This window comes from Cupriavidus sp. USMAHM13, assembly GCF_001854285.1.
Classification (GTDB): Bacteria; Pseudomonadota; Gammaproteobacteria; order Burkholderiales; family Burkholderiaceae; genus Cupriavidus; species Cupriavidus malaysiensis.
This window is the reverse complement of the sequence record NZ_CP017752.1, coordinates 300,048-312,723: the sequence shown is the minus strand read 5'-3', so window position 1 is coordinate 312,723 and position 12,676 is coordinate 300,048. Positions and strand designations below refer to the sequence as shown.

Annotated in this window: 4 protein-coding genes; 1 reads left to right on the top strand and 3 read right to left on the bottom strand. The window is 68.8% G+C overall.

Annotated features, from left to right (window positions below):
• Window positions 1–215: 215 nt before the first annotated feature.
• The 3 genes from BKK81_RS19730 to BKK81_RS19720 all read right to left on the bottom strand — a co-directional run bounded on the left by BKK81_RS19730 (window position 216) and on the right by BKK81_RS19720 (window position 4,832).
• On the bottom strand, window positions 216–3,002 hold the full coding sequence (locus tag BKK81_RS19730; RefSeq protein WP_231908177.1) for a hybrid sensor histidine kinase/response regulator: 2,787 nt from the start codon (window positions 3,000–3,002) through the stop codon (window positions 216–218).
• Window positions 2,999–3,778, bottom strand: coding sequence for a response regulator transcription factor (locus BKK81_RS19725; protein WP_071016997.1), 780 nt, complete (start codon window positions 3,776–3,778; stop codon window positions 2,999–3,001). The genes BKK81_RS19730 and BKK81_RS19725 overlap by 4 nt, the downstream gene beginning before the upstream one ends.
• Window positions 3,779–4,046: 268 nt before the next feature.
• Window positions 4,047–4,832: a response regulator transcription factor gene (locus tag BKK81_RS19720; protein ID WP_083384716.1), complete on the bottom strand. Its 786-nt coding sequence runs from the start codon at window positions 4,830–4,832 to the stop codon at window positions 4,047–4,049.
• Between the two features lie 487 nt (window positions 4,833–5,319).
• On the opposite strand from BKK81_RS19720, the gene BKK81_RS19715 reads away from it, so the two are divergent.
• The gene (locus BKK81_RS19715; protein ID WP_071016993.1) at window positions 5,320–12,453 is read left to right on the top strand and encodes a beta strand repeat-containing protein; all 7,134 of its coding nucleotides are present in this window, start codon (window positions 5,320–5,322) and stop codon (window positions 12,451–12,453) included.
• Window positions 12,454–12,676 lie beyond the last annotated feature (223 nt).

The following is a 12,676-nucleotide window of genomic DNA, read 5'->3' as shown; positions in this document are numbered from 1 at the left end:
CTGAAGACCCGCCAGGCAAGGGCGCCGGCGGAGCGCGAAGATCAAGGAAGAAACAAGGAAAGGCTTGAAGCGTGTTACGCAACCAGTACTTCAAAGTTGCTGCTTGAAGATCTTGCTTGATGTCTTGTACGCGCGTACAAGGGATGTGTCAACAAGCCAATGCGCTGTACCGCAGATCCCTCATGCCCCAGGGAGCATGGTCCCGGAAGCCGCCGCTACGGCGCCACGCCGGCCGCCGGCACGCTCCCGCTGAACATCGCTTGCAGCTCGTCCAGTTCGCCGCGCTTGGCCAGCTGCCTGACCTTCATCACGTAGGGCGCGCACGCGGGGTCCAGCGCCGCGGCTTTGTCCGTCCAGTCGAGCAGGTCGGAGATGGCGCCGAGTTCGGCCAGCATGCGCGCCTCGTCCAGCAGACTCTTCGAGGGTAGCTTCAGCATCTCGACGTCGACTGCCGTGGAGATCGTGAGCTGGTCGGCGCGGGGCAGGTTCAGCAGGGTGGCGATGGTGTTGCGCAGGTCGGCGAGACTGACCGGCTTCTGCAGCGAGGCATCGAAGTGTTCGTCGTCCTTGGACTGATGGGCCGGCACCGCTGACATCATGATCACCGGCACGCCCGGGTGCCGGTCCCGCGCCGCGTGCAGTACCGCTTGTCCGGAAGCGCCCGGCATCAGCAGGTCCGTCACCACCAGCGAGAGCGGCGCGCCATCGGCGGACGACAGCCGATGCACGGCCGCAGCGCCGTCGCCGTACACCTCGACGTCGAAGTCCAGGCTCAGCAGGTCGTCGCGCAGCAGCTCGCGGATTTCGGCGGTGTCTTCGGCCACCAGCACGCGGTGGCCGCGGCCATCGATCTGCGGCAGGGCAGCGGCCGGCTCATGCATGCGCAGGCTGCTGATCGCCGCTTCGTCCATCTCGTTGACGAGCAGTTCCATGACGACGGTGGTTCCCGTGCCCGGCACGCTGTCGAGGTGCAGCGTGCCGCCCATGCGCGTGGTCCAGAGCTTGACGATGGAGAGGCCGAGGCCGATCCCCGGCCGGTGGTCGTCCTCCAGCGCGCGCACGAAGGGCTCGAACACGCGTGCCTGGTCGGCGGCGGCAATGCCGCAGCCGCTGTCGGCGATGGCGAAGCACAGGTTCCAGCGGCGCGGCGCCGCCGCGTCCGCGCGGCCCGTGACGGTCAGGCGGATGGTGCCGTGCTCGGTGAACTTGGCGGCGTTGTCGAGCAGGTTGCCGAGCACCTGCTGCATGCGCCGGTCGTCGAGTTCGATCACGGGCGGCAGGTTGCCGGCGATCTCGACGGAGAAGGCATTGCCGCCGCGTGCCGCCAGCGCGGCGCCATGTTGCGCGACGGTGTCCAGCAAGGCATAGGTATAGACCGGCTGCGGCGACAGCGCGTCGGCGTCGCGCCCGTTGGCGTAGTCGATCAGGTCGTTGACCATGCCGAGCATATGCGTGGCGCTGCGGCGGATGATGCGTCCCCGTTCGGCATCCTCGCGGCCATCCGCCTGGATGAGGTCGGCGAAGCCGATGATCGACGTCAGCGGCGTGCGCAGGTCGTGGCTGATGCGCGCGAGGAAGTCGGTCTTGACGCGGACCGCGTCGTCCGCGCGGACCAGCGCTTCCCGCAGCTCGCGCGTGCGCGTGGTCACCGCCTGTTCGAGTTTCTCCCGGGTTGCCTCGCGCTCCGCCAGCAGCGCCTGCTGCGTACGCTTCTGCTTGAGGACCAGCTGGCGGGAGCGGCCGCCGATCACGAACGAGAGCAGCAGCAGCACACCGAGGCTGTCCCAGATCTGGGCGGTGCCGGCGCTCCACTCGGGCGAGATGAACCCGGCGACGGTCGCCAGGCGCAAGAACAGCGTGGTGCAATCCGGCAGGAAGGCAAGCAGGATCAGGCGCGCATTGGGTATCCCGCGCCGGATCCCGTCGATAAAAGAGGCGACCCATACCAGGTTGCAGAGGAAGGTGCCTTGCACCGCGATCGACGCGCTGGTCCGATAGTCGCCGAAGGCGGTCCAGGCCACGACGCCTGCATGCGCGGCGATCACCGCCAGGTAGATCCAGCGCCAGGCGCGCACGCGCTCGAAGCCCAGGAACCACAGCAGCAAGGTCGAGAACAGGGCGACGCTGGTACTGCCGGCCATGCTCGGCGAGCGCAGCACCCATTCCCCCCCTTGGGGCAGGAAGAGCGCGTACAGGAAGCCTTCGAAAGCCAGTTCGTAGACGACTTCGGCGAGGATGGTGGCCGTCAGCAGCACGAAGATGCGGTCGCGCCAGACCACCGCCAGGACCGCGGAGATGACGGCCATCGCCAGCATCGCGCCTGCCAGCAGCATGTGCACGATCGCTTCGCGCAGTTGCGCGTCCTGGAATGCGCCCGGTTCCCATATCTGCAGCGACAGGAACAGGGCCGAGCGGCTCTGCACACGGACCAGGTACCGCATCTGCTCGCCCGGGGCGAGCGTGACCGGGAATGCGATCTGCGCGGACCCGATGGGCCGTGCCGCCAGCGGCGCGCCGATGCCGGAGCGGTAGCGCTTCTCGGCCGCGGTGCCGGCCTCATCGACCACGTAGAAGGCGACGTCTTCGAGCCGTACCGGATCGAGCGCCAGCCAGCGCGTGACGGGCTGCTTGCCACGGTTGACGAAGGTGCCGCCTATCCACACGGCCGAGCGGGTAAAGCCGCGTGACAGCGTGCGCGGCGTCACCGCCTGCCAGTCCGGCTGGCGCAGCACGGCGGCGGCATCCAGGCTGTGCGAGGGATCATCGAACAGCATGAGCTCCGTCGCCAGCGGGCGCTGCGCATCGATCGGGGCGATATCGACGGCCTGCGGCCACGGTACCTTGCCTGCCGCCAGCGCCTGGTGTGGGCCGAGCATCGCGAACAAAGCGAACAAAGCGAACAGCGCGAGCATCGCGAACGACGGGAACGACGCGAACGACGGTCGCGGCAGGCACAGCAGGCGCGACAGCCGGCCGCCGGCGCGGAAGCGGGGCAGGATCACGGAGTTCCCCGCACGGCGCCCTGGCGGTCGCGCGCGTTCCGCATGTCGGTCGGCGAGATGCCGAAGCGCGCCTTGAAGGCGGTCGCGAAGTTCGCGCCGCTCGTATAGCCGACCCGCATGGCGATCGTCGCAATATCGCTATCGCTTTCGAACAGCAAGCGCTTCGACTCCCGCAAACGCTCTTCGCGCACGTAGTCGAACACCGTCAAGCCGGTGCAGCGCTTCATGGCCAGCGACAGCCGCCGTGCCGACGTGCTGGTCTGGCGCGCCAGCGCTTCCACATCGGGCACATCGACGAAGTTCGCCAGCACGATGGCCCGCACCTGGCGGCAGAGGGCGACGTCGAAGCTGCTGGCCTCGGTGCCCGGCGCGGTGATGTCGGCCGCCGGCGCGGGCGTGCTCGGTTCGACCTCGAGCGTCAGGTGGATGGCGACGCGCAGGCGCACCTCATCGAAGTGGAAAGGCTTCGTGATGTAGTCGATCGCGCCCGCCTCGAGCCCGGCGACGCGTTCTTCCGGATGCCCGGACGCCGTCAGGAAGATCACCGGGATATCGCGCGTGGCCGGGTCCTCCTTCAGCTGCCGGCAGGCGCTCATGCCGTCGCAGCGCGGCATCGCGATGTCCATCAGGATCAGGTCGGGCCGGCTGGCACGCGCCTTGTTCACGCCATCCAGGCCGTCGCTCGCCATGTACACGCGAAAACCCTGCTGCCCGAGAAAATCGGCAAGCAGGCTGCGATCACTGGGCTGGTCATCGACGACGAGGATACGGGTCATGGCGCAGGGGGGAGGGGCAATGGACGAATGGCGGACGCGAGGGCGAGGCGCCGCCGGCAGGCCGTTGCCGGCACGGCGGAAGACAGCGCGAGCCGGCGGCGACCGGTGCAAAAACATGGCCGTCGCCCCCTCCCTTCGGGTGGGGCGGCGGGCATGGGCTCGGTACGATACCGGAAGGCCGGCCGGGCCTGCAGCGCTGCCGCCGCGTGCCCGGAAAAAAGATCGTCCGAGAAACAAGATCGACCGATTCGCAAAGCTCGCCGCACGGTCAGTTCCGCACCGCCTCGACAGCGGCGGCCTCGACATATTGCTGGCGGGATTCGTTCGGTGACATGCCGAAGCGCCGGCGATAAGCCGTCGAGAAGTTCTGCCGGGTCGTGTACCCGGTGGCGCTGGCGACTGCCTGGATGTCGATGGTGGTGCGGGTCAGCAGGCTGGCGGCATACTGCATGCGCGCCTCGAAGAGGAAATCCAGGACCGTCACGCCCGCGCAGCGCTTGAACGCCAGGTTCAGGCGCAAGGCGTTCGTGCTGAGCGCGCTCGCCAGGGACGGCAGCGCCGGCGTCTCGTGGAGCCGCGACAGCAGATGGCGGCGCGCATCGCGGAACAGGTGCGCATCGAGCGCGCTGCTGCCCGCCGTGCCGGTGTCCGCGCCGGCATCCCGGTTGGGATCGGCCTCCCGGCCGTGGCGGCCCGCCCGCGCATGGATGCTCAGGCGCAGCGACACTTCTTTCAGCTCGAAGGGCTTGACGATGTAATCGATCGCGCCCGACTGAAGACCCTGGACCCGCTCGGCCGGCCGCCCCGCCGCGGTCAGGAAGATGATCGGGATCGCGCGCGTGTCGGGTGCCGATTTCAGCAGCCGCGACGCCGTCAGGCCGTCGCAGACCGGCATGCCGACATCCAGCAGGATCAGGTCGGGAAGAATCGCCAGTGCCTTCCTGAAGCCATCGTGCCCGTCCTCGGCGAGATAGACGCGGCTGCCCTTGGCGCCGAGATACTCCGCCAGCAGCCGGCGATCGTCGGGATTGTCGTCGACGACCAGGATGCGCAGCCCCACAAGAGCGTCGCAGCGCGCCTGTGCAACAGCGTTAGACATGGCAACTCCCGTGTTCGGTCTGGGTTCAGGGTGGGGGAAAGATGCCCGCCGGGGAGGCGGAATACCGCCCTGCGGCGTTGGCCGGTTCAGGGTGGTATTTGGCGACAACCTGGGTTATCGGCCGGATTTGGACCACCTTGAGGGGTGGTCGTCCGTCAATATCGGCCCGGCTCGGCGGGCCCGCCCCGTGTCCTGCCGGGCGGCCTTGCGTGGCGCGGTTCCGCGCCGGGTTCGCCGTCCGTCAAGCACCCCCTGCGCGGGCCCAAAAAAGTTTGTCCTGAGCAAACTCCGCATGCAGTTGCGCAAAGGCGCGCGCTTTCCGGCGGGATGGCCGCTTCATAGCATTGGCACCTCATTCCGACTTTACCGAGTTCCGTCAATGAAACGGCCATCTTTGAATCACGTATTTCGTTTGGTTTGGAACGCTGCCTCGAGCAGCTGGGTGGCCGTTGCGGAAACGGCCCGGGGACGCGGCAAGCCTGGGCGTTCGCGCTCGGCGCGCCTCGGCACGCTCGCCGCGATCGCGCTGACGTCGGCCGGCGGGGCGCACGCTGTCACGCAGAGCATCGTGGACGGCAATGGCGCCGGCGGCTGGATGGTCGGCGTGGCCGGCCAGGCGGCCCCGGCGGTCACCAGCAACGCCATCTTCACCAACTTCGTGACGCAGGGCGGCGCCGGCAGCGGCGGCGGCGGCGGCCTGGGCGGCGTGTTCTTCGTCAACAGCGGCGCCAACCTGACCCTCAACAACGTGAGCTTCGTGCAGAACGTTGCCCGGGGCGGCGACGGCGGCAGCACGCCGGACGTCAGCGTCAGCGCGCAGACGATCGCGCTGTCGGACAAGAGCGCCTCCGTGTCGTCGGTGACCGCGTTCCAGCTGACCCCGACGCTGGTGAACAACAACGGCACCATCATGGTGACGGGCGCGACCATGAGCGCGGCCAACCCGCTGGTCCAGGCCGGCGAGGTGGTCAGCGTCGGCGGCACCGGGTCCAACACCACCACCATCTCCAGCGTCAGCGGCAACGCCGTCACCTTCGCGCAGCCCGTCGCCGTCGACAGCCAGTCGATCAAGTCGTTGACCAGCGCACAGCTGGCCGCGGGCACCAACGTCATCAGTTCGGCCAACTTCGGCGCACTGGCCATCTCGGATGTCGCGGTCGGCATGTCGGTGCTGGGCACCGGCATCCCCGCCGGCACGACCATCACCAACGTGACGCGCGACCAGAACAACGCCGTTACCGGCATCACGCTGAGCAACGCCGTCACCGTCAGCGGCAGCCAGTCGCTCAGCCTGGTCAACGTCACGCAGTTCTCCGCCTCGCAGTTCGCCGTTTCCGGCGGCGGGCAGGTCCTGACCCTGCCGGCGACCGGCCTAGGCCTATCGGTCGGCATGACGCTCACCGGCGACGGCATCCCGGCCGGGACCAAGATCGTCGCCATCAACGGCAACCAGGTCACGCTGTCGCAGGCGATCTCCTCGTCGGCCCTGCAGTTCTCGGCCAGCCTGCCGGCGACCACGGTCGGCCAGTCGACCATCCAGCTGACGGCGGTGGACAGCCACCTGAAGGTCGGCTCGGTGGTGACGGGCACGGGCATTCCGCCCAATACCACCGTGGTCGCCATCGACCCGGCGTCGGGCGTGGTGACGCTGAGCAATGCGCTCACCGGCAACCCGACCGCGCTGATCGTCCAGAGCATCACCGCGCAAGGCGCGCGCAGCCTCACGCTGACCAGCACGTCGGGCCTTCAGGTCGGCATGCAGGTGAGCGGCTCGGGCATCCCCGACGGCACCACCATCACCAGCATCAGCGGCAATGTGGTCACCCTCAGCAATAACCTGACCCCGGGCGCGACCGTCACCGGCTTCCTCGCCAGCTCGCCCTACAGCGTGGGCGGCTCGCTCAACAATATCGCTGCCACCGGTACCGTGGGCGCCAACGGCGGCAACGGCGTGTCCGGCCCGCAGGCCATCGTCTACGTGACCGATGGCGAAGGGCGCAGCGGCACCAACGGCGGTTCCGGCAAGAGCGGCAACGGCGCGGCGGGCGGCAAGGGCGGCAATGCGGGTTCCGGCAGCAACGGCATCCCCTTCAACTACGAGATGACCGAGGCCGTCATCAGCGCCACCGTCGACGCCGTCACCAATACCTCGGAGGCAGCGGCGGCGCTCGCCACCTTCCCGCCCGCGGCAGCCTTGTCCGCGGCGCACGTCGCGGCAGCGGCCAAGTCCTATGTCGATCTCGGCGTCGCCATCGCCAACCTGGCGCAATGGGGCGTCGACCTCGCCAACGGCACCGCCGGGCGTGGCGGCGACGGCGGCACCGGTGGCGGCGGCGGCAACGGGTCCACCTTCTACGGCGGCGGCGCCGGCGGTGCCGGCGGCAATGGTGGCACCGGCGCGCTCAGCATCACCGACGGCGGCAATGGCGGTGACGGCGGCGCCGGTGGCGCCGGTGGCTTCGGTGCCGGCGGCGGCTCGGGCGGCGCAGCCGGGCTGGGCGGCGGCACCGGGAACGCGGCCGACGGCAGCGCCGGCGCCGGCGGCAAGGCCGGCTTCGGCGGCGGCGTGGGCAGCGACGGCGACGGCACCGGCGGCGGTGGCGGTTCGGGCTACGGCGGCGCCATCTTCGTGCGCTCGGGCGGCAGCCTGACGCTGACGGGCAACGTGCTGTTCCGCGACAACACCGTGCTCGCCGGCTCCAGCAACAACGGCGGGCAGGCCGGCCAGGCCGCGGGCTCGGACATCTTCATGATGAAGGGCTCCAATGTGCTGCTGGCGCCCGGCGTCGGCAATACCATCCGCATCGAGGGCCAGATCGCCGACGACAGCTCGGCCAGCATCGGCAGCGGCGGCTATGCCCCCGGCGCTGGCGCCGACCTGCAGATCGGCGGCGGCGGCCTGGTGCAGCTGGTCGGCAACAACACCTACTCCGGCAAGACCATCCTGACGGGCGGCACGCTGCAGGCAGACCTGGGCGTGGGCATCAACGCGGCCAGCAGCGTCGTCTTCAACGGCGCCGGCAACCTGGCGTCCGGCCTCACCACCAGCAACGCCGGCACCCTGCTGCTGAGCTCGGACGTGACCCAGCGCGCCGGCTCGGCCGTGCCCGGACAGTTCATCTGGAATGGTGCCGGCGGCTTCGCAGCCGGCACTTCCGCCGGCATCACGGTGGCGCTCGGCCTGACGCCGTCCGGCACGAGCCAGACCCTGCAATGGGGCAGCTCCTACCTGTCGGCAAACTCGACGCTGGTGTTCGGCTCGGAATACAGCCAGGGCGCGGTGCGCTTCCAGAACAACATCGACCTGGCCGGCAACCAGGGCAATGTCGCCGTCTACGGCCAGTACCTCGGCAGCCAGGGCAATATCGCCCCCGATGCGCGCTACACCGCCTACCTGTCCGGCAACATCGCCAACGGCGGCCTGAACGTCGGCGCCGCCGGCTACAACGGCACGCTCTACCTGACCGGCCAGAACCAGCTCAGCGCCTTCGTCCTGAACGGCGGCCTGGTCTCGACCATCGATGACCACGCCAATCTCGGCCACCTGATGCAGTCCGCAGGCGGCAGCGTCACCATCAACGGCGGCACCCTGGTCCTCGGCGGCGCCGAAACGATGACCACCGTCGACGTCAAGGCCGGCGGCCAGATGGTGGCCGGCGGCGCGCTGACGGCGGGCGATGTCAGCAACCGCGGCGTGATCTCGCTGGTCGACGGCGGCACCATGCAAAGCGTGACCAACAATGCCGGCGCGACCTTCGCCACGGCCGGCGCGCTGGCGGTGACCGGGGCAGTGGCCAACAACGCCACCGCCACCGTGGTGCAATCGGGCGACCTAACCGCGGCCAGCGTGGTGAACAACGGCAACTGGACGGTCAGCGGCGCGCAGGCCATCCACACCCCGACCCTGACCGGCAACGGCAGCTTCGCCATGGCCAACGCGGCCGACACGGCCACCATCGACCAGAGCGGCAATTCCACCTTCGCCGGCACCTTCACCGGCAACGGCGCCTTCGCCAAGGACGGCGCCGGCACCCTGACGCTGACCGGAGCCAGCACCAACCTGGGCGGCACCCTGGTGAACGCCGGCACGTTGGACACCACCGGCGGCGGCACCCTGGCCGACACCGGGGCGGTGACGATCGCCAGCGGCGCCACCTTCACGGCGGGCACGGCCGATGTCATCGGCGCGGTGACCAACCACGGCACCTTCAACGTCAATGCGGTGCAGGCCGTGGCGTCGGTGGCCAACGACGGCACCACCAACCTGAACGCCGACCTGGCGAGCGCGGGCGCGGTGACCAACAACGGCACCGTCAATGTCTTCGGCGACCGCTCCGTGGCGGCGACCGGCCTGGCCGGCAGCGCCTCGGGCGTGATCAACCTGGCGCAGGCCACCGACGTGCTGCACCTGACCCAGAGCGGGGCCAGCACCTATGCGGGCACCCTCGCCGGCAACGGCGGGCTGGAAAAGCTCGGCGCGGGAACGTTGACGCTGACCGGCGCCAATACCTACACCGGCGGCACCCTGGTGAGCGCGGGCACGCTCGACACCACCGGCGGCGGCACCCTGGCCGACACCGGCGCGGTGACGATCGCCAGCGGCGCCACCTTCACGGCGGGCACGGCCGATACCATCGGCGCGGTGAACAACTACGGCACCTTCCATATCAATGCGGCACAGACCGCGGCAGCCGTAGCGAACAACAGCGGAGCAGCGGTTACGCAATCGAGCGGCTTGAGCGCGGGCAGCGTGCTGAACAACGGCAGCTGGTCGGTCAGCGGTGCGCAGGCCATCCACACCCCGACCCTGATCGGCAACGGCAGCTTCGCCATGGCCAACGCGGCCGACACGGTCACCATCGACCAGAGCGGCAGCTCCCTCTTCGCCGGCACCTTCACCGGCAACGGCGCCTTCGCCAAGAACGGCGCCGGCACGCTGATGCTGACGGGAGCCAGCACCAACCTGGGTGGCACCCTGGTGAACGCAGGGACGCTGGACACCACCGGCGGCGGCACCCTGGCCGATACCGGCGCGGTGAAGATCGCCAGCGGCGCCACCTTCACGGCAGGCACGGCCGATACCATCGGCGCGGTGACCAACAGCGGCACCTTCAACGTCAATGCGGTACAAACCGTAGCGTCGGTGACGAACAACGGCACCACCAACCTGAATGCCAACCTGGCGAGCTCCGGCACGGTGACCAACAACGGCACCGTCAACGTGGCTGGCGATCGCACCGTCGCCACGGCCGGTCTGGCCGGCAACGCTTCGGGTGTCGTCAACGTGCAGTCGGGCAGCGTGCTGCACCTGGCGCAGTCGGGTGACTCCCGCTACGCGGGCGCCATCGTCGGCGCCGGCTCCGTGGTGAAGGAAGGCACCGGCACGCTCACGCTGACCCGTGCGGCGGGCAGCCCGGCCGGGGCCGTCAACCTCGGCGGCACCCTGGTCATCAACCAAGGCACGGTCGCGCTCGATGGCGACTCCATCCTCAGCCAGACGATGAACGTGGCCGTCAACAGCAAGCAGGGCACGGTCGGCACCCTGAAGCTGGTCAGCGGGAACGAGAGCATCAACGCGCTGAGCGGCGCCGGCAACATCGACCTGGGCTCGAACCGCCTGACCGTCCAGCAAGGCGGCGACTTCTCCGGCACGGTGACCGGCTCCGGCATCTTCGACGTGCGCGGCGGCAGCTTCAACGTCAGCAACACGCTGGCGTCGACCGATACCAACAGCGCCTTCACGCTTGGCAGCAGCACCGGCACCGTCTCCGCGACGGTCACCTCGGGCAGCACGCTGTCCTTCCCGCTGATCCAGCTGAACCAGGGCGCCATGCTGTCGGTGGCCTCCGGCGGCACCGCCAAGGCAAGCACCATCGCGCTCAACTCGAACGCGCTGCTCACGGTGAACACGCAAGCCAACGTCAGCGCCGGCACCGTCAACGTCAACGACAGTGCCAAGCTGGACGTGCAAGGCTCGCTGGCCGCCAACACCATCTCCGTGGTCTCGAACAACGCGGACGCGGTCCCGACGCTGCACCTCGGCAATGCCACCGACCACTCGGTCCTGGGCACGGTCACCGCCTCCAACACGGAAATCATCGGCGGCGTCCTGTCCGGCAACGGCTCGCTGTCGGGCAACGTGACGATGGGCGCCAACGCGCTGCTGTCCCCGGGTAACTCCCCCGGCCGCCTGCAGGTGGAGAACCTGACCCTGGGCAGCGGTTCCACCAGCAAGATGGAAATCGCCAACGCCGCCTTCAACCGGGTGGCCGGCACGGACTTCGACCAGGTCAAGGTGACCGGCGCGCTCAAGATCCAGAACGGCACCACGCTCAACATCGCCAACTACAACGGCGGCGCGGATGTCGCGTTCGGTGAAGTGATCCCGCTGTTCTCCTACACCCCGGGGCAGCTGACCGGCGCCTTCTCCACCGTGCAGAAGAACTACGGACAAGAAGCCCTGTTCAGCCTGGGCACCGGCAGCGTGATCGGCCTGGGCAGCGGCGGCTACAGCGGCTTCTACCAAGCCGTGGTGAAGAACGGCAACGAGAACGCCATCCTGAGCGGACTGCAGGTCAACTCGGCCGGCAACGTCAAGCAGTTCAACGGCGGCAGCCTGCTCGACCGCCTGGTCACCACGCTCGCGGCCGGCGGCAGCACCGAGACCGTGTTCGCCAAGTTCTCGCCCGAGGCCTACACCAGCCTGACCGAGCAAGGCAAGCAAGCCCTGTTCTTCTCGCCCGGCACGGACATCGCCGGCGATATCGGCAGGACGCTGCAAGGCGTCGACGCCAGCGTGTTCGGCGGCCGCCGCAACGCCGACAACGGCGGCTATGCCTCCTATGCGCTGAAGACCGACGGCCTGCAAGGCAGCTACACCGGCGTGGTGAAGAGCACGGTATGGAAGGCCAATGTGGTGGTCAACGACGTCTCCACCAGCAGCAACTACCTGAACGGCCGGTCCAACGGCGTCACCGGCTCACTGTCGGCCGCCACCGAACTGCCCGGCGGGCTGGGACTGCACGCACTGGCCCGCGCCGCGTTCAGCTACTACCGCAGCGACATGAACCGCCAGACCGGCAACGGATCCGCCAAGGCCGACGGCGTCTCGTCCGACGCCTGGCTGGGCGCCATCGGCCTGGCCCACGTGTACAACGGCAGCAAGCTGCGCCTGCAGACCACGCTGGAAGTCGCCCCGTACTCGGTGCGCACCAGCGGCTTCACGGAAGTCAACGCCGCCTCGCCGTCCGACGCGCTGTCCGTGCAGCAGATGAAGCAAAGCGGCACCGCCTTCGTACTGGGCGTGGGCCTGAGCGGCAACCTGACCGACCGCTTCGGCTTCGACACCGGCGTCAAGGTCATCCGCGACAGCCGACGCGACCATTCGGTGATGGCCAGCGTCGCCACGGAAAACGCCAGCTTCTCGGTGCGCAACCCGGGCTTCGGACAGACGCAGTTCAGTGTGAAGGGCGCGCTGAACTACCGCCTGGCCAGCGATATGCAGGTGGGACTGGGGGTCTACTACTTTGGTGGCAGCGACGTGCAAGGGAAGTTGTCGTTTGATAAGCGGTTCTGATCGCCTCGGCATCCAGTTGCCGTCGTTGTCCGGGAGGAAGAAGGGCGGCCAGTGCTTGAGGGTTGCACTGGTTGTCCGTCGCCCGCCTGGCGCGGGGACCGGAGCGCTGATGAGGCGGTTCGGATCGACGGTAAGTGGACTGTTGCGATAGTGTGCCCCCGCCTTTGGCGGGGGTATTTTTTTGGGCTTTTTCGCCGGGCGATTCCAAGTGCGAAGTCCAACA

Coding starts and splice junctions, on each gene's coding strand:
- BKK81_RS19725 (WP_071016997.1), bottom strand. CDS start 3,778: ATGACCCGTATCCTCGTCGTCGATGACCAGCCCAGTGATCGCAGCCTG.